General features: G+C 68.7%; 17 protein-coding genes and 1 riboswitch. Of the genes, 10 read left to right on the top strand and 7 right to left on the bottom strand.

The window, feature by feature from the left end; translation table 11 throughout:
- Positions 1-93: 93 nt before the first annotated feature.
- The 4 genes from ABD679_RS14950 to ABD679_RS14935 all read right to left on the bottom strand — a co-directional run bounded on the left by ABD679_RS14950 (position 94) and on the right by ABD679_RS14935 (position 4,073).
- On the bottom strand, positions 94-1,005 hold the full coding sequence (locus ABD679_RS14950; RefSeq protein ID WP_344760809.1) for a branched-chain amino acid transaminase: 912 nt from the start codon (positions 1,003-1,005) through the stop codon (positions 94-96).
- Between the two features lie 113 nt (positions 1,006-1,118).
- Positions 1,119-1,673, bottom strand: a complete 555-nt coding sequence (locus ABD679_RS14945) for a hypothetical protein (protein ID WP_344760808.1) — start codon at positions 1,671-1,673, stop codon at positions 1,119-1,121.
- A 99-nt stretch (positions 1,674-1,772) separates the two neighbouring features.
- Entirely contained in the window at positions 1,773-2,597 is an 825-nt protein-coding gene (gene metF / locus ABD679_RS14940; RefSeq protein ID WP_344760807.1) for a methylenetetrahydrofolate reductase [NAD(P)H], read from the bottom strand.
- A gap of 144 nt (positions 2,598-2,741) precedes the next feature.
- Positions 2,742-4,073: a M12 family metallo-peptidase gene (locus ABD679_RS14935; RefSeq protein WP_344760806.1), complete on the bottom strand. Its 1,332-nt coding sequence runs from the start codon at positions 4,071-4,073 to the stop codon at positions 2,742-2,744.
- 238 nt (positions 4,074-4,311) lie between these two features.
- Here ABD679_RS14935 and ABD679_RS14930 point away from each other — a divergent pair, with 238 nt between their 5' ends.
- Positions 4,312-4,869, top strand: coding sequence for a DUF3228 family protein (locus ABD679_RS14930; RefSeq protein ID WP_344760805.1), 558 nt, complete (start codon positions 4,312-4,314; stop codon positions 4,867-4,869).
- Positions 4,870-4,878: 9 nt separating this feature from the next.
- On the opposite strand, the gene arsH is transcribed toward ABD679_RS14930, so the two are convergent.
- Positions 4,879-5,622 (bottom strand): arsenical resistance protein ArsH, encoded by a 744-nt coding sequence (gene arsH, locus ABD679_RS14925; RefSeq protein WP_344760804.1) that lies wholly within the window; start codon positions 5,620-5,622, stop codon positions 4,879-4,881.
- A 17-nt stretch (positions 5,623-5,639) separates the two neighbouring features.
- Here arsH and ABD679_RS14920 point away from each other — a divergent pair, with 17 nt between their 5' ends.
- Positions 5,640-5,975, top strand: coding sequence for an ArsR/SmtB family transcription factor (locus ABD679_RS14920; protein ID WP_344760803.1), 336 nt, complete (start codon positions 5,640-5,642; stop codon positions 5,973-5,975).
- A gap of 90 nt (positions 5,976-6,065) precedes the next feature.
- Here ABD679_RS14920 and ahcY read toward each other — a convergent pair whose 3' ends face one another.
- Positions 6,066-7,514: an adenosylhomocysteinase gene (ahcY, locus tag ABD679_RS14915; RefSeq protein ID WP_344760802.1), complete on the bottom strand. Its 1,449-nt coding sequence runs from the start codon at positions 7,512-7,514 to the stop codon at positions 6,066-6,068.
- A gap of 50 nt (positions 7,515-7,564) precedes the next feature.
- A riboswitch (S-adenosyl-L-homocysteine riboswitch) is annotated at positions 7,565-7,644 on the bottom strand.
- Between the two features lie 359 nt (positions 7,645-8,003).
- Here ahcY and ABD679_RS14910 point away from each other — a divergent pair.
- The 7 genes from ABD679_RS14910 (at position 8,004) to ABD679_RS14880 (ending at position 17,844) form a co-directional block, all read left to right on the top strand.
- A complete protein-coding gene (locus ABD679_RS14910) occupies positions 8,004-10,283 on the top strand; it encodes a TonB-dependent receptor (RefSeq protein WP_344760801.1) in 2,280 nt (759 codons plus the stop codon).
- Positions 10,283-11,590, top strand: coding sequence for a spinster family MFS transporter (locus ABD679_RS14905; RefSeq protein WP_344760800.1), 1,308 nt, complete (start codon positions 10,283-10,285; stop codon positions 11,588-11,590). The genes ABD679_RS14910 and ABD679_RS14905 overlap by 1 nt, the downstream gene beginning before the upstream one ends.
- Entirely contained in the window at positions 11,587-13,248 is a 1,662-nt protein-coding gene (locus ABD679_RS14900) for a carboxylesterase/lipase family protein (protein WP_344760799.1), read from the top strand. The genes ABD679_RS14905 and ABD679_RS14900 overlap by 4 nt, the downstream gene beginning before the upstream one ends.
- Complete coding sequence (locus ABD679_RS14895; protein WP_344760798.1) at positions 13,239-14,843, top strand: AMP-binding protein; 1,605 nt, start codon at positions 13,239-13,241, stop codon at positions 14,841-14,843. The genes ABD679_RS14900 and ABD679_RS14895 overlap by 10 nt, the downstream gene beginning before the upstream one ends.
- A gap of 156 nt (positions 14,844-14,999) precedes the next feature.
- Complete coding sequence (locus tag ABD679_RS14890; RefSeq protein WP_344760797.1) at positions 15,000-15,632, top strand: TetR/AcrR family transcriptional regulator; 633 nt, start codon at positions 15,000-15,002, stop codon at positions 15,630-15,632.
- Positions 15,633-15,681: 49 nt separating this feature from the next.
- The gene (locus ABD679_RS14885; RefSeq protein ID WP_344760796.1) at positions 15,682-16,566 is read left to right on the top strand and encodes an SDR family NAD(P)-dependent oxidoreductase; all 885 of its coding nucleotides are present in this window, start codon (positions 15,682-15,684) and stop codon (positions 16,564-16,566) included.
- A 36-nt stretch (positions 16,567-16,602) separates the two neighbouring features.
- Positions 16,603-17,844 carry a serine hydrolase domain-containing protein gene (locus ABD679_RS14880; protein ID WP_344760795.1) on the top strand — a complete coding sequence of 414 codons (1,242 nt, stop codon included), beginning with the start codon at positions 16,603-16,605 and terminating at the stop codon, positions 17,842-17,844.
- Between the two features lie 246 nt (positions 17,845-18,090).
- Here ABD679_RS14880 and metK read toward each other — a convergent pair whose 3' ends face one another.
- A complete protein-coding gene (gene metK, locus ABD679_RS14875; RefSeq protein ID WP_344760794.1) occupies positions 18,091-19,302 on the bottom strand; it encodes a methionine adenosyltransferase in 1,212 nt (403 codons plus the stop codon).
- A gap of 186 nt (positions 19,303-19,488) precedes the next feature.
- Between metK and ABD679_RS14870 the strand changes: the two genes are divergently transcribed.
- Complete coding sequence (locus tag ABD679_RS14870; RefSeq protein WP_344760793.1) at positions 19,489-20,511, top strand: metal-dependent hydrolase; 1,023 nt, start codon at positions 19,489-19,491, stop codon at positions 20,509-20,511.
- The last annotated feature ends 81 nt before the right edge of the window (positions 20,512-20,592 follow it).

Raw genomic sequence — 20,592 nt, 5'->3', positions numbered from 1 at the left:
GTTCGTCTGAAAAGCTCGCGGCTAAAGCCGCTCCTACAAGAGCCCGGGTTGATTGCCATCCGCACGGCCGAAGCTGCGTGCGTTGGCGGGCGTCTAGACCCGCTCCAGCCAGCCGTACTTGTCCGGCGTCTTGCCGTCGAACAGCCCGAAGAACAATTCCTGGATCCGGCGCGTCACCGGGCCGGCCTTGCCGGCACCGATCTGGCGGCCGTCGACCGAGCGGATCGGGGTGATCTCGGCGGCGGTGCCGCACATGAACAGCTCGTCGCACAGGTACAGGTATTCGCGCGGCATGTCGCGCTCGACTACCTCGATGCCGGCGTCGCGCGCCAGGGTGAGCAGGCTGTTGCGGGTGATGCCGTTGAGCAGCGCGGCGCTGACCGGCGTGGTGTGCAGCGCGCCGTCGAAGACCAGGAAGATGTTCTCGCCCGCGCCCTCGCTGAGCAGGCCGGTGGACGCCAGCGCGATGCCTTCGCCGAAGCCCAGCCGCCGCGCCTCGCGCGCGATCAGCTGCCCGGACAGGTAGTTGCCGCCGGCCTTGGCACCGGTGGGAATGGTGTTGGGTGCCATCCGCTGCCAGCTCGACACGCAGGCGTCGATGCCCTGTTCGAGCACGCCGTCACCCAGGTACGCGCCCATCTGCCACGCCGCGACGGCGACGTCGATCGGTGTGTCTGCCGACAGGCCGAAGCCCCCGAGCCCGCGGTACGCCACCGGGCGGAGGTAGGCCTTGCCCAGGTCGTTCTTCTTCAGCACCTCGCGGCAGGCGGCGTTGAGCTCCTCCAGCGAGTACGGGATGTCCATCTCGTAGATCCGCGCCGAGGCGAACAGGCGCCGGTTGTGGTCGCTCAGGCGGAAGATCGCCGGACCGTCCGGCGTCTCGTAGCTGCGGATGCCCTCGAACACCGACGAGCCGTAGTGCAGCGCATGCGACATGACGTGCGTGGTCGCATCGGCCCAGGGCTTGAGGGTGCCGTTCTGCCAGATCCATTCGGGGTATTGCATGTCGGTCGCCCTGGTGCGTGGAAACCGCCATTTTGCCCGATCGTGGGCGTGTGCACCGGCCGGGGGGTTGCCGGCCCCTGTTCCGCTGTCCCGTCTTCTTTCCCGTTCCGGGCCTAGAGCACGATCCACCAGCAGCCCATGTGCTGCCGCAGGCCGAACGTGGTGCGCGTCGGAGTGGATCCATTCGAAAGCGTCTGGTCGACGCGCAGCGCCACGGGCGTGCGCTTGACGATCTTCGCGCCAGGGTAATCCTCGGCCCTGACCGCACCGCTGACGACCATGGCGCCGTCGGCGTCGACGCTGAGCTGCGGCGCGGGCAGTACCGCGCTCACGCCCACCAGTGGGCGGTTGGCGATCAGGTCCAGGCGGCCAAGCACCGCGTAACCGCTGCGGCTGGACATGCCGGTCCAGTTGTACACGCCGGCCAGGCGGTTGACGTCGCGGCTCTCGATCGCCGCGGTGACCTCGTTGACCAGCGCGCGCAGGCTGCGCGAACAGCCGCGCGCCCAGGGCTTGCCGCCATAGGTGGGCGAATGCACGGATGGCTGCGGGCGGTCGGTGCCGCCGACGTCCGCGCAGTCGCGGTCGGTGAAGACCACTTCCCCGTCGGGCCGCGTGCAGCGGCGGATCTGCGCATCGCCGCGCTGCGGCCAGAGCAGGATGGCCAACAGGCACGCCGCGGATGCGACGGAAAGGGCGCGGGGAAGGGGCATCCCCCGAAGACTAGCGGTGCACGCGCCCCGCGTGAAGCCGGGGTGACCCCCGGTCTATGCCAGCCGCGCCAGGACCGCCTGCGTTGGCTTGGCAAGGTTGAGCGTGTAGAAGTGCAGTCCCGGTGCGCCGCCCTCGACCAGCCGCCTGCACAGCGCTGTGACGATGTCCGCGCCGAATTCGCGTACGGCATCCGCGTCGTCGCCATGGGCGAGCATGCGCTTGGCGATCCAGCGCGGGATTTCCGCGCCGCAGGCTTCCGAGAAGCGGCGCAGCTGGCTGAAGTTCGAGATCGGCATGATCCCGGGCACGATCGGGATGTCGATGCCGAGCCGGCGCACCGCCTCGACGAAGTGGAAGTAGGCGTCCGCGTTGTAGAAGTACTGGGTGATCGCGCCGTCCGCCCCGGCGTCGACCTTGGCCTTGAAATGCTTCAGGTCCGCGAGCGCGTGCTCCGACTGCGGATGCGTCTCCGGATAGCAGCCGACCTCGATGTGGAACGCGTCGCCGTGCTCGCGCCGGATGAAGGCGACCAGGTCGGTGGCGTAGCGGAACTCGCCGGGATGGCCCATGCCCGAGGGCAGGTCACCGCGTAGCGCGACGATGCGGCGGCAGTCCATGTCCCGGTAGCGCTGCAGCAGGGCCGCGATCTCCGCCCGGCTGCCGCCGACGCAGGAGATGTGCGGTGCGGCGTCCAGGCCGTGGCGCGCGTGCAGGCGGTCGATGGTTTCCGGCGTGTAGTCCAGCGTCGAGCCGCCTGCACCGAAGGTGCACGACACGTACTCGGGCGCGTGCGCCTTGATCTTCTTCGCGGTGCGGTCGAGCTGGGTGCGCTGCTCGTCGGTCTTCGGCGGATAGAACTCGAAGGAGAGCGGGATCATCGTGGCGCCGGCCCGTACAGGAGGAACTTCGATGATATCTCTTTATCGCGATGAATAATCAAGCCCGGGTCCTGCCGCTGCAGGTGGCGAGCCGTCACGCAACGGACCGGCGCAGAGGACCCGGTCCGTTGCGCGGTGGCAACGTCAGCGGTAGGACGAGATATCCCAGCGGGTCTTGTTCATCACCCTGTGGTTGTCGTTGTATTTCTTGGTTCCCATCCGCTGGCCACGGTAGAAGAGACCGGGGTTCGAGATCCAAGGCATCCTGGGGCAGGAGGCAGGCGCGTCGCAGGGGTAGGCCATGACGGTTCGATATCCGCCGTCGGGAGCGTTGGGTCGACGGATGCCGTGTCCGTAACGGTATGGAGTCAGGCTGCCGTCGGTCGCCCTGTCATGACGTGCCCCTTGGAGGTGGCCGATCTCATGCGCGAAGGTGTAGCTGCCTGGCCCGCAGGAGACGGACACCGCGGCGAAGGCCGTGGATGCTGTGGAACCGATGCTGGATGCCTGGCCACAGAGGTCCTTGCTGTCGCGGCGCACGAGAATCATGAGGTCGGCCTTGTCCTGGTTGCGCTTGCGATGGATGCCGTCCATGTGGCCATCGTTCTTTTCGCGGAACCGTACCAAGTCCTTGGCGAAGCTTTCGTAACTGCCGACTCCTTTCGAACCGGGCGGGTTGAATTCCGCATAGGACGTCCTGCGAACCTTGGCCAGTTTCAGCCTGATCTTGACGTCGCTGCCCTCGTAGCCCTGGTTGGCTTCGGCAACGACGGCCTGGGCCCAGCCCTTGATGCTGCCGATGCTCTTCGCTGCGGCTTCGGTGAACACCGCCGTCACCCGGACATCGACCACGGTTTCATTGTCGCCGGGGATGCCGCCGCCTCCGGGCATCGGGGTGATCGGCAAGGATTCACCGTGCAGGTCGTCAGGCGGCATGCGCGCCTCGTCCACTTCGACGATCGCGTGCTCGCCGTTGCCGATTGGCTTGATGGTGAACAACTGGCCATCGACCCGGATGCTGCCGGTCAGCATGTCCCCGTCGCGGACGATGGTTGCCATGTTGAGCGGATCCTCCACGATTTCCGACGGGCCATGGCGCATGAGTCGCTTGACGATCGATTCGGTGCCTCCGACCACGCCCGTCCAGACGATGGTGCCGTCGTCATTGCGGTATGCCTTGAGCTTTTCCACGCTCAAGGGTGAGCCGGGCGACAGGTTGATGCTGAGGCGTTCGGCATCGATGGCAACCTGCTGCGTGTCGGCCCGGACAACCTGCACCTGCCGTGCGCTGTCCTGTTCGACGATGTGGGCGAGCAGCGGGCGTGTGGCGGCCCTCGCCTGCAGGGGGCTGGTGACCGAGTGCCCGCTGAAAATTGGTGCGTCGTGGTCTTGGGCTTGTGCCTGCGAGGGAAGGCAGGCGAGCGTGAGCGCCAGCGCGGCGATGATGTTGAAAGCGTTCCTTCTGTAAAACGTCATGCGGACTCCTGTGCAATGTGTTCGACGACGATCGCATGTGGCCCGCTCGTGTACGGACACTCGCATGCGAGTCCCCCTGCGGGGTCGAAGTATGCAAGGTGCGGCATTCATGGAAGTGAAAAATCTGGGCAAGGGGAAGCGGAAGGAGAGCTGGAGCCGGCGGCGTGCGTGTCGGGACATCGTGTGTTCGCAGGGGTTGGCTAGACTTGTCCACTTCTTCCATCCGTGGACATGCCCGATGTCGATCGTCCTGACGCCCTTCGCACGCACCCGCCTGTTTCCCGGCGAGCGCCGGGCGAATACGATCCAGGGTTGTACGCCGCAGGCGTTCGAGCGCCACCTCAACGAGGTGCCACCGCTGAAAGTGCTCGACGGCTACGCGCCGTTCTGCAAGCTGCACGTGCACCGCAACTGGACGTCCACGCGCTGTCTGACGGTGCCGGTCACCGACGGCAACCGGCACCTGTTGCGTTCGGCCTACGAGGCGCGCTCGCGCGCGGAATTGCCGGTGCTGGTGCGCTGGTTCGAGGGCGTCGAGGCGCCGGTCGCCGCCTATTTCGTCGTGATCCTCTACAACCGCGAACAGCTGGCAAAGGAGGGCGCCCCGATCGAGGCCGACTGGGGCGTGGTCGGCTGCCTGTACACCGCCGGGCCCGAGGAGATTCCGATGGCACCGATCACGATGATGCGCAACGCGCTCGGGGTGGAGGAGGGCGGCTCGGGCGTGCCTCTGGACCGCGAGGCCTACCGGCGCAGCGTCGAGTTCTGGGAGAACAATGCGAACTGGCGACCCTAGCGCTTCGCGTTATGTAATCGCGTCCTCCACCGCACCGGCCTGCAGCGCCAGCCGGGCGGCCTCGACGGCGCCCTTGCGCTCGCTGTAGCGGTCGACCAGGTAGTCGCTGCGCCCGCGCACCAGCAGGGTGAACTTCATCAGTTCCTCCATCACGTCCACGACGCGGTCGTAATAGGGCGACGGTCGCATGCGGCCGTCCGGGTCGAACTCCTGCCAGGCCTTCGCCACCGACGACTGGTTGGGGATGGTGACCATCCGCATCCAGCGGCCGAGCACGCGCAGCGCGTTGACGACGTTGAACGACTGCGAGCCGCCGCAGACCTGCATCACCGCCAGCGTGCGGCCCTGGGTCGGGCGCACGCTGCCGTCTTCCAGCGGCAGCCAGTCGATCTGGTTCTTGAACAAGCCGGTGATCGTCCCGTGGCGCTCCGGCGACGCCCAGACCTGGCCTTCGGACCACAGCGACCATTCGCGCAGCTGCTGCACCTTGGGATGCGACTTGTCGACGCTGTCGAGCAGGGGCAGGCCGTGCGGATCGAAGACGCGCGTTTCCGCGCCGAGGTGGCGCAGGATGCGTTCGGCCTCCAGCGCCAGCTTGCGGCTGAAGGACTGCGGACGGAGCGAGCCGTAGAGCAGCAGGATGCGCGGCGGGTGGTCGCTGCCGGCTGCCAGGCGGCCGTGCTCGGGCGGTGGCAGCAGGTCCGTGGCGACGTGGGGCAGGGCGGGAGCGTGGTCTTGTTCGGGCGTATCCATTCCATTATTCTAGAATAATGGAAATGAATAGCGCAATCGATGCATTGACGGCGCTGGGCCATCCGACGCGCCTGGGTGCCTTCCGGCTGCTGGTGGAGGCGGGGGCGGATGGCCGCGTGGCGGGTGACATCGCGGAGGCGCTCGACGTGCCCAACGCGACGCTGTCCTTCCACCTGAAGGAACTCGTTCGCGCCGGACTGGCCGGGAGCGAGGTCGCCGGCCGCAACATGCGCTACCGCGCCAACTTCGCGGCGATGGATGCGCTGGTCGCGTACCTGACCGAGAACTGCTGCGCCGGGTCGCGGGGTCGCGGCTGCGCGCCGGCGGCGGGGAAAGGCAGGCGGGGCCGCTGACGCATCGCCATGCCAGTGCCGGGCGTGGTGCCGGCAAACGAGAACGGGCGCCGACGTGGCGCCCGTTTTCGTTACTGCCGTCGTGGCCGTTCAGTAGCGGTAGTGGTCCGGCTTGTACGGCCCTTCGACCGGCACGCCGAGGTACTTCGCCTGCTCGTCGGTGAGCGTGGTCAGCTTCACGCCGATCTTGTCCAGGTGCAGGCGCGCGACTTCCTCGTCGAGCTTCTTGGGCAGGATGTAGACCTTGTTCTCGTAGCTGTCCTTGTTCGCCCACAGGTCGATCTGGGCGAGGGTCTGGTTGGAGAACGAGTTGGACATCACGAAGCTCGGGTGGCCGGTGGCGCAGCCCAGGTTGACCAGGCGGCCCTCGGCCAGCAGGAACATCGCGTGGCCGTCCGGGAACACGTACTTGTCGACCTGCGGCTTGATGTTGATCTTCGTAACGCCGGCCATCGCGTTGAGCGCGTCGACCTGGATCTCGTTGTCGAAGTGGCCGATGTTGCAGACAATCGCCTGGTCCTTCATCGCCTTGAGGTGATCGAGCGTGAGCACGTCCTTGTTGCCGGTGGTGGTGACGTAGATGTCGCCGCGGCCGAGCGTGCTTTCGACCGTGTTGACCTCGAAGCCCTCCATCGCCGCCTGCAGCGCGTTGATCGGGTCGATCTCGGTGACCACCACGCGCGCGCCGTAGGCCCGCAGCGAATGCGCGCAGCCCTTGCCGACGTCGCCGTAGCCGCAGACCACCGCGACCTTGCCGGCCAGCATCACGTCCATGGCGCGCTTGAGGCCGTCGGCCAGCGACTCGCGGCAGCCGTACAGGTTGTCGAACTTGCTCTTGGTGACCGAGTCGTTGACGTTGATCGCCGGGATCAGCAGCTTGCCGGCTTCGGCCAGCTGGTACAGGCGGTGCACGCCGGTGGTGGTCTCTTCCGAAACGCCCTTCCAGTCGCGGACCACGGTGGTCCAGAAGCCCGGGCGCTCGGTTGCGACGCGCTTGAGCAGGTTCTTGATCACCTGTTCCTCATGGCTGGCGCCGGGGCTGTCGACCCAGCTGCGGTCGCCCTGTTCGAGCTCGTAACCCTTGTGGATCAGCAGGGTCACGTCGCCGCCGTCGTCGACCACCAGCTCCGGGCCGAGGAAGCCGCCCTTGCCGTCGGGGAACGAGAGCGCGGCCAGCGTGCAGTCCCAGTATTCCTCCAGCGTCTCGCCCTTCCAGGCGAACACCGGGGTGCCGCTGGCGGCGATCGCGGCGGCGGCGTGGTCCTGGGTCGAGAAGATGTTGCACGAGGCCCAGCGCACGTCGGCGCCGATGTCCTTGAGCGTCTCGATCAGCACCGCGGTCTGGATGGTCATGTGCAGCGAACCGGTCACGCGCACGTCCCTGAGCGGCGCGTCGGCGGCGTACTTGCGGCGGATCGACATCAGGCCCGGCATCTCGTGCTCGGCGATGTCGATTTCCCGGCGGCCGTAGTCGGCCAGCGAGATGTCGGCGATCTTGTAGTCGCCGTCCTGGGAGAAGGTCTTCACTTGTGCGTTCATCTGAAAGCTCCGGTTTTCCGGCCCTCGTGCCGCTTCGGTGGAAGGGCAGGGGCAACCGGGCGCCGTTGTCGCATGGGAGTCCACCGAGCCTGGCCGTGCTGTTTCCACGGTCGCAGCGCCCCTCGGCGGGAAGCGGATTCTATCGTCTTTGCGCGCCGGCCATGCGCGGGCGGGGGCGGTCCGGCTGTTCGCGACGCTGCCGGCAGGGGCGGCCCGACGACCATTCGACGGTTGCGGCGTCGGCAGCGACGTGCCGAGGCGGGATGCGCACGGGAAGGCAGCGCGCGTGCTGCGATGCAACATACTGATTTGGCTGGAAATAGCGGGGATCGCAGAATATTCACAGTCGTGTGAGTGAGTATTGACAGCAGCCCCGGCAGTGCACAGTATCGACGCCCAGCGCGGTCTCGTTCGATCAGCATCCTTTGGGAGGGATCTGTTATGGGAAGTCGTTTGATTGCGTCTGCATCCGTGGCCGCACTGCTCGCCATGCCGGTATCGGTCCTGGCGCAGGCCACGACCGATGCGAGCGATGCTCAGGCTGCATCGACCGGGGACCAGGGGGAGGGGGAGCGGGAGCCGGGCCAGGCCAGCGCCCAGGACCTGGACACCGTCATCGTCACCGCGACGCGCCGCAGCGAGCCGTTGAAGGACGTGCCGTTGAGTGTGAGCGTGCTGTCGCAGGAAGAGCTCGACGAGAAGGGCGTGGTCGGCTACGAAGGCCTCGCATATGAAACGCCCGGCGTGGTGCTCAACCGGGCCAGCGCGAACTTCAACAACTTCACCGCGCGCGGCATCGCCACCAACGGCTACGGCGCGGGACTGCAGAGCGCGGTGGCGATCTACATCGACGAGCTGCCGATCTCGGCCAACGGCAACTCGACCATCCTCGACCCGAGCCTCTACGACGTCGAACGCGTCGAGTTCCTGCGGGGTCCGCAGGGCACGCTGTTCGGGTCGGGCTCGCTCGCGGGCGCGCTGCGCATCCTCAGCCATTCGCCCGATCCGGGCGGCTTCGACGCCTCGTTCCTGGCCGACGTCGGCGTCACCGGTTCCAGCTCGCTGCGCCAGCGCTACAACGCGATGCTCAACGTCCCGCTGGTGAAGGACACGATGGCGCTGCGCGTGGTCGGCTTCACCCGCGACGAGGAAGGCTACATCGACAACCTCGGCACCGGCATCGACGATGCGAACTCGCTCAAGAGTTCCGGCGGCCGTGCCACCCTGCTCTGGGAGCCCACCGACCGCCTGTCGCTGGAGGCGCGGATCTCGCGCGAGAAGAGCACGCCGGAAGACTCGTCGCTGATCAACCCCGACCTGGGCATGGACAAGCGCTTCTCCGATCGCCCGGACAAGTTCACCGGCACGATGACGAACTACAACCTGACCCTGGGCTACCAGTTCGACAAGGCGACGCTCACCAGCTCGTCGACGTGGTCGGACTACGACGCGCTGTTCAACGTCGACCTGGCCGGCACCTACGGCCAGGCGTTCGCCTTCGCCCTGGACGCGCCGGCCGAATACAGCTCGTTCGTGCAGGAAGTGCGCCTGGTATCCGACACCGGCGGCCCGTGGGACTGGGTGCTGGGCGGCTTCTACTACGAGCGCGACCGCGACGTGTTCTTCAACTACCGCTCCAACGAGGAGTACCTGGCGCAGAGCGGCATCACCGGCCTGCCGGACGAGTACTACCAGAAGTTCCACTCGTTCGACGTGACCACCGAGAAGGCGCTGTTCGGCCAGCTCACGTACCGCTTCACCGACGACGCCTGGGCCACCGCGGGCCTGCGCTACGGCAGCATCGAGTCGCAGGGCTTCACCCGCGAGGGCGGCTACAGCAGCGACTACCTGACGCTGGCCTACTACTGCGCCTTCCTCGACATCTGCGGCTTGCCGGTGACCATCACGCCGGTGCAGGCGGCCACCGGCCTGGTGGCCAAGGAAACCGGCCCGTCCTACCGCCTCAGTGCTTCGTGGCGGCCGGTGCCGTCGATCACGACCTACGCCGCCGTGGCCACCGGCTTCCGCGCGCCGGTGGTCAACGCCCGCGCCGGCCTGTCCAGCGCGCTCGATCCGGACGACATCGTCATCCCCGCGGGCGCCGATTCCGACGAGCTGACCAACTACGAGCTGGGCATGAAGGGGCGCTGGCTCGATGGCCGCCTGGCCGCCAACCTGGCGCTGTACTACATCGACTGGAACGACATCCAGGTCCAGGCCAACCGCGTCTCCGACCAGGTCCAGTTTGCCACCAACATCGGCGGCGCCTACAGCCGCGGCGTGGAGTTCGAGCTGATGGCGATGCCGGCGCTGGGCTGGACGTTCATGCTCAACGCCGCCCTCAACCGCGCCAGGGTCGACACGCTCACGCCCGGTGAAGCCGCGATCTCCGGTGCGGTCAGCGGCGCGCGGCTGGCCGGCCCGGACTTCAGCGGGTCGATGACGGTCAAGTACGACTTCGACTGGATCCGCGACTCCGTAGCCAGCGCCTCGCTCGCGGTGGTGCACGTCGGCTCGTTCCCGGGTTCGTTCCCGAACGTGCCCGGCCAGCCCGGCGTGGTCAGCCCCACGTTCGACTACACCGACAGCTACACCGTGGTGAACGGCTCGCTGGCGGCGGCGTTCGAGCACTACACGTTCGGCCTGTACGTCGAGAACCTGTTCGACGACCGTTCGGTCACGTACGTGCACCCCGAAGCGTTCCTGGACGGTCGCTACGGCGTCCTGAGGCCGCGGACCGTCGGCGTCCGCGTCGGGTACAAGTTCTGATGGCGGCCGTCGCTCCCGCCGCCGTGCGCCCCGGACCACGCGCTTGGTTCGTGCTGGCGATCCTGTGCTTCGTCTACGTGCTCAACTTCCTGGACCGGCAGCTGCTGTCGATCCTGGCCAAGCCGATCCAGGACGACCTGGGCGTCACCGACGGCCAGCTCGGCCTGATCGGCGGCCTGTACTTCGCGATGTTCTACTGCGTGCTGGCGATACCCGTCGGCTGGCTCGCCGACCGCACCAACCGGGTCAAGGTGCTGTCGCTGGCCTGCGGCCTGTGGAGCGTGGCCACCGCGGCCTGCGGCATGGCCTCGACCTATCCGCAGCTGGTGCTGGCACGGATGACGGTGGGCGTGGGCGAGGCCGGCGGGGTGCCGCCGTCCTACGCCATCATTTCCGACTACTTCCCGTCCGGTACGCGCGGCACCGCGCTGGGCCTGTACAACCTCGGGCCTCCGATCGGCGCGGCGCTGGGCGTGGCCTTCGGCGCTTCGGTCGCAGCGGCGTACTCGTGGCGGCTGGCGTTCATCTGGGTCGGCGTGATCGGGCTGGTGACGGCGGCGGTGGTCTGGATCTGCGTGCGGGAACCCAGGAAAGGAGGGCTGGATGTTCCGCCGGCCGGTGATCGCGGCATGCATGTCGACGAGCCGGCGCCCGGCTTCCGCGAGACCTTCAAGGCGTTCTTCGCCAACCCCGTGCTGCGCGGCATGTCCCTGGCGTGCGGCGCGACCCAGTTCATCACCTACGGGGTGCTCAACTTCACCGTGCTGCTGCTGATGCGCGAGAAGGGCATGACCCTGGAGGAAGTCGCGGTCTGGTATGCGCTGCTGGTCGGTGTCGGCGTTGCCGGCGGCATGATCCTGTCCGGACGCCTGATCGACAGGCTGGCGAAGCGGTCCAGGACCGCCTACGCCTACATCCCGGCGGTCGGGCTGGCGCTGGCGATTCCGCTCTTCGCCGCCTTCGTGTGGGCGGACAGCTGGCAGCTGGCAATGGTCTTCCTGTTCCTGCCGACCGGGCTGAACTACTTCTACCTGTCGCCGGCGGTGACCCTGGTGCAGGAAGAAGTGCGGCCGAACCAGCGCGTGCTGTCCGGCGCCCTGTTGCTGCTGGTGATGAACCTGATCGGGCTTGGCCTTGGACCGACCTATCTCGGTGCGGCGAGCGACTTCTTCATGGCCACCCATCCGGACAACTCGCTGCAGATGGCGTTCTACACGCTGATCCCGTTCTACGTGCTGGCGGTGGCCATGTTCCTGATGCTGGCACGCACCATCCGTCGACAGGCCGAACAGGAGGCACGTCCATGACCCGCACCTGGTCCGGGATATCCGTCCCCGGCATGCTGTTCGCCCTGCTGCTTGCAGGCCTGCCCACCGCGGCCACGGCACGCCAGGCACCCGTGGTGGAGGCGCCGGCGGGCACCATGTCCGGGGAAATGCTGGACGGCGACATCCGTGCATTCCGGGGGATTCCCTATGCCCGGCCCCCGGTGGGCCGGTTGCGCTGGAAGCCGCCGGTCGCGGCCGCGCGCTGGGATGGCGTGCGCGATGCCACGCGCTTCGGCCCCGCCTGCCACCAGCCGCCGTCGCGTCCCGGCAGCATCTATGCCCCGGATCAACCGTTGCCGATGAGCGAGGACTGCCTGTCGCTGAACGTGTGGGCGCCCGCGGACGCCGTCGGTGCCCCGGTGTTCGTGTGGATCCACGGCGGATCGCTGGTCGCCGGATCGGGCAGGGAGCCGATGTACGACGGTGCCGCCCTGGCCGCGCGTGGCCTGGTGGTGGTGACGATCAACTATCGCCTCGGCGTGCTTGGCTACCTGGCGCATCCGCAGCTCAGCGAGGAATCGGCGGACGGGGTTTCGGGCAACTACGGCCTGCTGGACCAGGTCGAAGCCCTGCGCTGGGTCGAGCGCAACATCGCCGCGTTCGGAGGCAACCCGGGCAACGTCACCATCGCCGGCGAATCGGCCGGCGCGCTGAGCGTGATGTACCTGATGGCCGCACCCTCGGCGCGCGGCCTGTTCGACAAGGCCATCGCGCAGAGCGCGTACATGATCTCGATGCCGGCGCTGCGCGTGGCGGCGCATGGTGCGCCCCCGGCCGAAGAATCGGGTCTCGAACTGAGCCGCAAGATCGGGGTGCGCGGCCTGCCGCGGCTGCGTGCGATGGATCCGCAGGAGCTGACCGTCAAGGCGGCAACGTCGGGTTTCTTCCCGCTGGGAAACGTGGACGGCGAGGTGTTGCCGTACCAGATCGTCGACGCGTTCGATCGCGGTGCGCAGGCGCCGGTGCCGATCCTGGCCGGATTCAACGACGGCGAAATCCGCTCGCTGCGCTTCCTGCTGCCGCCGGCGCCGGCCGACGCCGCCGCCTACGAGGCGCAGATCCGGAAACGCTATGGCGAGCTGGCCGACCGGATGCTGCAGCGCTATCCGCCGGCGGACCTGGATGCAGCAATGCTGGCCACCACCCGCGATGCGATGTACGGCTGGACGGCGGAGCGGCTGGTGCGAAAGCAGACTGCGCTCGGGCAGCCCTCGTTCCTCTACTACTTCGACCACGGGTATCCCGCGGCCGACAGTGCCGGCCTGCATGCGTTCCATGCCGCCGAGCTTCCCTACGTGTTCGGCACCCGGGCGCTGCTGTCGTCGAACTGGCCGGCCGTCCCCGGCACCGCCGCGGAAGCCGCGCTTTCCGATGCCATGCTCGGGTACTGGGCGGGATTCGCGCGCGACGGCGTCCCGGCGGCCGCGGGCGCGCCGGCCTGGCCGGCATACGGTGAAGCGCGCGCCTACATGGCGTTCGAGCAGGCGCCGGTGCCGGGCGAGCACCTCATGCCGGGCATGTACGAACTGGTCGAGACGGTGGTGTGTCGGCGGCGCGCGCAGGGCGACCTGCCCTGGCACTGGAACGTCGGCGTGATCGCGCCGCCGCTTCCCGAAGGGAGCGCTGGATGTCCATGACCCACGGGACGATGCAGTCCTATCGATTGACCCTGGACAAGTTCCTGGACCACGGCGCGAAGTGGCATCCGGGCGCGGAGGTCGTCACCGCCGGCGATGGCTGCAACCACCGGATCGGCTATTCCGGCCTGCGCGACCGCGCGCGCCGGACCTCGGCGGTGCTGGCCGGTTTCGGCATCGCCGGAGGCGACATGGTCGCGACCCTGGCCTGGAACACGCACGCACACGTCGAGACCTGGTTCGCCGTCGTCGGCATGGGCGCGGTCTGCCATACCCTCAATCCGAGAGTGGGCGAATCCCACCTGGCCGCGATGCTCGGGCAATCGGGCGCGCGCGTCATCGTGGCCTCGTCCGACCTGGTGCCGTTGGCGCGGCGCATCGCCGCCATGGCGGCTGGCGTCGAACGGATCCTGTGCATCGACGGACCTGTGCCGGGGGGAGCTCCCGGCCCCCGCGTGGAAGCGCTCGAACCGCTGCTGGCGTCCGCGCATGGCGACGTGCCGTGGGGCGGCTTCGACGAGAACGCGCCCTGCGGCCTGTGCTTCACCTCGGGCACGACCGGCGCGCCGAAGGGCGTGACCTACACCCATCGCGGAATCTACCTGCATACGCTGCGCGCGCTGCAAGCGGACACGATGGCGATCTCGAGCCGCGACAGCGTGCTGCTCGCCGTGCCGATGTTCCATGCCAACGGCTGGGGCGTGCCGTTCGCCACGCCTGCCGTGGGCGCGCGGCTGGTGCTACCCGGCCGATGCCTGGACGGCGCCAGCCTGGCCGGCCTGGTCAACGCCGAGTCGGTGACGATGGCGCTGGGCGTGGGCACCGTCTGGCTGGCGCTGGTCGAGCACCTCGAGGCGACGGGAGGACAGGTGCCTTCGCTCAAGCGCGTGATCGTCGGCGGCGCGCCGATGGCGCCGGCGCTGATGCAGCGCATCGAACGACGGCTCGGCGTCACCGTGCAGACCAGCTGGGGGATGACGGAAATGTCGCCGACCGGCACCGTCGCGCCGCCGGACGACCCTGCGCGCGCGGCGCACCTTTCCGGGCGTCCGTCCATCGGCGTCGACCTGCGGGTCGCCGATGCCGACGGCGTCGCACTGCCCGTGCAGCGTGGCGTGGAAGGACACCTGCACGTGCGCGGGGCAAGCACGATCCAGCGCTACTTCGGCGAGACGCGCGATGCGGTCGGCGCCGACGGCTGGTTCGCGACCGGCGACCTTGCGCGCATCGACGAGCAAGGCAACCTGATCGTCACCGGGCGCGCGAAGGACCTGATCAAGTCGGGCGGCGAGTGGATCAACCCGGCCGAGATCGAGGACATCGTCGGCGAACTGCCCGACGTCTCGCTGGCGGCGGTGATCGGACGCGAGCATCCGAAGTGGGGCGAGCGCCCGGTCCTGCTGGTGGAGATGCGCGAAGGCAGCGCGGTGAGCGACGCCACGCTGATCGAAGCGCTGCATGGCCGCGTTGCGTCGTGGTGGGTGCCCGACGCGGTGATCCGCGTGGCGCACATGCCTTTGGCGGCGACGGGCAAAATTGACAAAATGCGCCTCAGGGCCGAATTTGGCTCTGCGCTCGGAGAGACTGGGACATGACGTTCCGGCACGACGAGGGCGCAGCGCAGTGGAGGCGGCAGCGTGCCAAAAGACGCGACACCCCGTTCCGCGGGATCCCGCTCCGGTCGCGGCGACAAGAAGAAGCGGCCCGCGGCCAGGGCCAGGCGTCCGACCAAGGCGGAGCAGCGCGCGGAGATGACCGAGCAGATCCTCGACGCCGCGGAGCACCTGTTTTCCAGGCACGGCCTGTACGGCGTCACGCTCAAGGACGTGGCCAGCCGCGTCGGCGTGCACCACACGCTGCTCAACTACTACTTCACCGACAAGAAGACCCTGTTCGACGCGGTGATGGCGCGGCGTGCGGGGGTAACCAGCGGTTTGCGCATGCAGGCGCTCGACGAGTACGAGGCGGCGAGCGGCGGCAAGCCCACGGTGGAGGGCGCGCTGCACGCCTTCCTCGACACCGACCTGGACCTGTACATCCAGGGCGGCGAGAACTGGAAGAACTACGGCGCGCTCAGCGCTCTGGCATCCACCACGCCTTACGGCGCCGAGCTCATGGACCAGCACTTCGACCCGGTGGTGCTGCGGCTGATCGGCCTGCTCAGGAAGGCGATGCCGGACTGCGCCGAGGAAGACATCTTCTGGGGCTACCACTTCGTGACCGGCGCGCTGATGCTGACGCTGGCGCGCACCGGGCGCATCGACAGGCTCTCGGGCGGCCTGTGCCGCTCGGACGACTACGACGCGGTGAAGGCGCGCATGGCCAGCTTCATGGCCGCCGGCTTCCGGGCCATCCGCGACCGGCGGAAAGACGAGGCGGGCTGAGCCGGCGCACGTCCCCGTCCGGTTTCCTTCCACAGACGGGGAGACAGCAATGCCGCTCAGCGAGCGCGTAGCAATCATCACGGGCGCCGGCGGCGGACTGGGCCGCCAGCACGCCCTCTACCTGGCGCGCAAGGGCGCGCGCGTGGTGGTCAACGACCTCGGCGCCGACCACGCCGAAGCCGTGGCTGCCGAGATCCGCGCGGCCGGCGGCGAAGCCGTCGCGGCGGGCGGATCGGTGACCGACGAAGCGGCGGTCGCGGCGATGGTCGCGCATGCGCTCGAGGCGTGGGGCCGCATCGACATCCTGGTCAACAATGCCGGCATCCTGCGCGACAAGAGCTTCGCCAAGATGGACCTGGACGACTTCCGCAAGGTGGTCGACGTGCATCTGATGGGCGCGGCGATCTGCACCAAGGCAGTGTGGGAAACGATGCGCACGCAGGCCTACGGCCGCATCGTGATGACCACGTCCTCGTCGGGGCTGTGGGGCAACTTCGGCCAGGCCAACTACGGCGCGGCGAAGATGGCGCTGGTCGGGCTGATGCAGACGCTCGCCATCGAAGGCGGCAAGTACGACATCCGGGTCAACTGCCTGGCGCCGACCGCGCATACGGGGATGATGGAAGGCATCCTGCCCGACGAGCAGCTGGCCGCGCTCGATCCGGCACTGGTCAGCCCGGCGCTGCTGCCGCTGGTGGTGGACGATGCGCCGACCCGCGCCATCGTCTGCGCCGGTGCCGGCCACTTCGCCCGTGCCGGCGTGACGCTGACCGAAGGCCGCCACCTCGGCGCGGACGCGGGTGAACGGCTCATCGCGGCGTGGGACCAGGTGTCAGACCCCGCCGGCCAGGTCGTGCCGGAATACGGATTCACCCAGGCCGAGCGGGAAGTGGCCAGCGCCCGGGCCCACGCGGCCGTGCATGAATCGGCCTGAGCCGTGGCGCGCGGCGTCGACGGTGGAGGCTTGCCAATGATCGATCGACGGCGGTTCCTGGTCGCGGCGGCCGCAGCCGCGGCATGGGGCATCGCCGGGCCTGCGTGGCCGGCTTCGGGCGATAACCGTTTCGCGGCGGTGATCGCACGCCTGCGCGGCTACGTCGAGGAAGGAAAACTGCCGTTCGCGTCGATCCGCATCGCGCGCCATGGCCGGGTGCTGGCCGAGGCGCACATCCCCGGCGCCGAACCGGTCGGGCCGGACAGCCTCTATCGCATCTACTCGATGACCAAGCCGGTGGTCGCCGCGGGCGTGGTGCTGCTGGTCGAGGACGGCAGGCTGGCACTGGAAGACCCGGTGTCGAAGTTCGTGCCCGAATTCGAAAGCCTCGAAGTGGCCGGTCCCGGCGGGCAGCGGGAACCTGCGCGGACAATGACCGTGGCGCACCTGCTGACCCACGGCTGCGGCCTGGCCAACAGCTGGGGCGACGCGAGGGTCGCGCCGCTCTACCGCGAGGCCGGCCTGGTGGCGGCCAGGTGGATGTACGACCCTGGAATCGGGGGCCTGGAAGGGTTCGCGAAGAAGCTCGGCGCATTGCCGCTGGAGTTCCAGCCCGGCACCGACTGGATCTACGGCTACGGCCTGGACATTGCCGGGCTGGTCATCGAGCGCATCAGCGGCGAGCGGCTTGGCGACTACCTGCGGCGCCGGTTTTTCGATCCGCTGGGCATGGATGCGACCGGGTTCTTCGTGCCCGGGGCGCGTGCGGGGAGGCTGGCCGGGCTATACGTCGCGCGCGACGGCGGGATCGCCCGCGTCGCCGACGGCAGCGAGCGTGCGCCGCTGCGCCGGCCCTTCGCCGACGGGGGCAGCGCCGGGCTGGTCTCGACGCTCGAGGACTACGGACGTTTCGCCGATATGCTGGCCAACGGCGGCACGCGCGGCCAGGCGCGGGTGATGGCGCCGGCATCGGTGCGCCGGCTGGTGACCGCCTACGGGCCGCAGACGCCGCTGCTGCCTTCGCTCACGCGTTTCGGCGGCTACGAACCGGGCAGTATCGGCATGGCGCTCGGCGGCGTGGTGCGGCTCGATGATCGCGCCGGTCCGGGTTCGACGGGCGAGTATGCCTGGGGCGGGGCTGCCGGCACCGGCTTCCTGGCGACGCCGGGCCTGGGCCTGTCGATGGTCCTGATGACCCAGCTGATGCCGGTCACCGCGATGCCCGCGCGCGACCGGTTGCGGCCGATGGTCTACGAGGCGCTGGCCCGGGAAGGCTGACCGGTGGCCGGGTGATCCGGCCTGCCCATGCGAATGCGTGTGTTCACATCGCCGCCGCGCCACGTCGATCGCCAGCGCGGGATGCGGCGGCGGGCTTCGACGGGAAGCAGCCGGGCGCGATCGCGTTGGCGTCGGGGTTGCGCGGGCCCTTCCCGGCGGCGAGCGTTCGGGTGGAGTCGACCACTGCGCCCGTGGCCTGGGTGCCGACTTTCCCCGCCAGGCGGGGAAAGGACGGATCGCCGCGTGTTACTTCAGCTTCGCCGCCTTGCGCAGCTCCTCGGCCTTGTCGGTCTGCTCCCACGAGAACGCGGTGGCGAACTGCTGCTCGCCGGCGCCGTCGGTGTAGGCGACCTGCTGGGGCTTGCGGCCGAAGTGGCCGTAGCTGGCGGTGCGCTGGTAGATCGGGTGCACCAGGTCGAGCATCTGCAGGATGCCGTAGGGGCGCAGGTCGAAGTGCTTGCGGATCAGCTTTTCGATCACCTCATCGGCGACCTTGCCGGTGCCGAAGGTGGTGACCGAGATGCTGGTCGGCTCGGCCACGCCGATGGCGTAGCTGACCTGCACCTCGCAGCGGTCGGCCAGGCCCCCGGCGACCACGTTCTTGGCGACGTAGCGCGCGGCGTAGGCGGCCGAGCGGTCGACCTTCGACGGATCCTTGCCCGAGAACGCGCCACCGCCGTGGCGGGCCCAGCCGCCGTAGGTGTCGACGATGATCTTGCGCCCGGTCAGGCCGCAGTCGCCCACCGGCCCGCCGATCTCGAACTTGCCGGTCGGGTTGATGTGGAACTTGGTGCCCTTGTGCAGCCACTTGGCCGGCAGCACGGGCTTGAGGATCTCCTCGCGCACGGCCTCGACGAGGTCCTTCTGCTTCACGCCCGGGTCGTGCTGGGTCGACAGCACCACCGCGTCGATGGCGGTGGCCACGCCGTCGTCGTAGCGCAGGGTGACCTGGCTCTTGGCGTCCGGGCGCAGCCACGGCAGCGGAGAGTTGCGCTTCTTGCGCACCTTGGACTGCTGCTCGACCAGGCGGTGTGCGTAGTGGATCGCCGCCGGCATGTAGCTGGGCGTCTCGTTGGTGGCATAGCCGAACATCAGGCCCTGGTCGCCGGCGCCCATCTGCTCGGGCTTCTTGCGGTCCACGCCCTGGGCGATGTGCAGCGACTGCTTGCCGATCAGGTTCAGCACGCCGCAGGTCTCGCCGTCGAAGCCGACGTCGCTGGAGTTGTAGCCGATGTCGAGGATCACCTTGCGGGTCAGCGCCTCCAGGTCGATCCAGGCCGAGGTCGTGATCTCGCCGGCGACGATCGCCACGCCGGTCTTGACCATGGTTTCGCAGGCCACGCGCGCGCGCTTGTCCTGCGCCAGCAGCGCATCGAGCACCGCGTCGGAGATCTGGTCGGCGATCTTGTCCGGATGGCCTTCGGAGACCGACTCGGAGGTGAAGAGGGTGCTGGACATCGGTCTTATATCCCTTGATTCGGATGGAAAGATGGCCGCGAATGATACACGGGCGCGGCGGCCCGCGCATTGTGCCGCGCGGCGGGTTGGGCGGGGGTTAAGCCGCATCGCATGGTGGCCCGGGGCAGGCGGGAAGGGCAGCCATGGCCTGCCCGGGAGGCCAGATCGCGCTGCTAGCATCCCGCGATGGATTCGATCACCCACCTGTTCTACGGCGGCGTCATCGCCGCGGCCATCGCGCCGCGCGGCCACCGGCGGGCGGCGCTGCTCGCCGGCATGGCACTGAACACGCTGCCGGACCTGGACGTGCTGCCGCTGTCCCTGTGCGACGATCCGGTGGTGCGCCTGACCTGGCACCGCGCGGCGACGCATTCGTGGCTGGTGCTGCCGTTCGTGGCGTGGGCGCTGTGGGCCTGGTTCAAGCGCCGCGGCGGGCGCGTGGCGGCGGCGCCGGGGCGCTGGTTCGTGGTGATCCTGGTGACCCTGATGTCGCATCCGCTGCTGGATGCCTTCACCGTCTACGGCACCCAGCTGTTCTGGCCGCTGCCGATGCGGCCGCTGATGGGGTCGAGCCTGTTCATCATCGACCCGCTGTTCCTGTTGCCATGGCTGGTTGCCTTCATCGTGGCGTGGTTCGCGCGCGAGCGGATCGGCCGGCACGCGCTGGCCCTGGGCATCGCGCTCGGCGTCGGTTACCTGGGCTGGTCGTGGATCGCCAAGACCCTGGTCGACCGCGAAGCCGACCGCGCGCTGGCCGCGATGGGCCTCGCCGACGCGCCGCGCTTCTCGGTGCCGATGCCGCTCAACACCTTGCTGTGGCGGGTGGTGGCGATGACGCCGGGCGGCTATGTCGAAGGCTTCCGCTCGGTGGCCGCCGACACGGGGCCGATGACGTTCCGGGGCTATCCGACGAATGTGCAGGCGCTGGCCGAAGCGCGTGACATCGCCGCCGTACGCGAGCTGGCGTGGTTCAACCACGGCTTCATGCGTACGCAGGTGGTCGATGGCGAACTCGTGCTCAGCGACCTGCGCATGGGCAACGAGCCCGATTACTTCTTCAGCTACGCGGTCGCGCGCCGCGAGGGCGACGGCTGGCAGCCGCTCGAACCGCCGCGCAAGCTCGACCCGCACCGGGACTTCGGCCCGATGTGGCAGGCCACCTGGCATCGGATCTGGCACCAGCCGCCGGCCGAAGCCGGGCTCCGGTAGTTCGCGCCGGGGGCGATGCGGGTTCACGCGGGTTCCGCCGGCGTTCGGGCTATCCTGCCTCCCAGCAAGACTCCCGGGGCA

This window comes from Luteimonas lutimaris (assembly GCF_039537065.1).
Lineage (GTDB): Bacteria > Pseudomonadota > Gammaproteobacteria > Xanthomonadales > Xanthomonadaceae > Luteimonas > Luteimonas lutimaris.
The sequence above is the reverse complement of the archived record's forward strand: the minus strand, read 5'-3'. Positions and strand labels throughout refer to the sequence as shown.

What these genes read in the sequence shown, in the direction of transcription:
- ABD679_RS14950 (WP_344760809.1), bottom strand. Translation starts at nt 1,005, where the DNA reads ATGCAATACCCCGAATGGATCTGGCAGAACGGCACCCTCAAGCCCTGG.
- metF (WP_344760807.1), bottom strand. Translation starts at nt 2,597, where the DNA reads ATGATCCCGCTCTCCTTCGAGTTCTATCCGCCGAAGACCGACGAGCAG.
- ABD679_RS14935 (WP_344760806.1), bottom strand. Translation starts at nt 4,073, where the DNA reads ATGACGTTTTACAGAAGGAACGCTTTCAACATCATCGCCGCGCTGGCG.
- ABD679_RS14930 (WP_344760805.1), top strand. Translation starts at nt 4,312, where the DNA reads ATGTCGATCGTCCTGACGCCCTTCGCACGCACCCGCCTGTTTCCCGGC.
- arsH (WP_344760804.1), bottom strand. Translation starts at nt 5,622, where the DNA reads ATGGATACGCCCGAACAAGACCACGCTCCCGCCCTGCCCCACGTCGCC.
- ABD679_RS14920 (WP_344760803.1), top strand. Translation starts at nt 5,640, where the DNA reads ATGGAAATGAATAGCGCAATCGATGCATTGACGGCGCTGGGCCATCCG.
- ahcY (WP_344760802.1), bottom strand. Translation starts at nt 7,514, where the DNA reads ATGAACGCACAAGTGAAGACCTTCTCCCAGGACGGCGACTACAAGATC.
- ABD679_RS14910 (WP_344760801.1), top strand. Translation starts at nt 8,004, where the DNA reads ATGCCGGTATCGGTCCTGGCGCAGGCCACGACCGATGCGAGCGATGCT.
- ABD679_RS14905 (WP_344760800.1), top strand. Translation starts at nt 10,283, where the DNA reads ATGGCGGCCGTCGCTCCCGCCGCCGTGCGCCCCGGACCACGCGCTTGG.
- ABD679_RS14900 (WP_344760799.1), top strand. Translation starts at nt 11,587, where the DNA reads ATGACCCGCACCTGGTCCGGGATATCCGTCCCCGGCATGCTGTTCGCC.
- ABD679_RS14895 (WP_344760798.1), top strand. Translation starts at nt 13,239, where the DNA reads ATGTCCATGACCCACGGGACGATGCAGTCCTATCGATTGACCCTGGAC.
- ABD679_RS14890 (WP_344760797.1), top strand. Translation starts at nt 15,000, where the DNA reads ATGACCGAGCAGATCCTCGACGCCGCGGAGCACCTGTTTTCCAGGCAC.
- ABD679_RS14885 (WP_344760796.1), top strand. Translation starts at nt 15,682, where the DNA reads ATGCCGCTCAGCGAGCGCGTAGCAATCATCACGGGCGCCGGCGGCGGA.
- ABD679_RS14880 (WP_344760795.1), top strand. Translation starts at nt 16,603, where the DNA reads ATGATCGATCGACGGCGGTTCCTGGTCGCGGCGGCCGCAGCCGCGGCA.
- metK (WP_344760794.1), bottom strand. Translation starts at nt 19,302, where the DNA reads ATGTCCAGCACCCTCTTCACCTCCGAGTCGGTCTCCGAAGGCCATCCG.
- ABD679_RS14870 (WP_344760793.1), top strand. Translation starts at nt 19,489, where the DNA reads ATGGATTCGATCACCCACCTGTTCTACGGCGGCGTCATCGCCGCGGCC.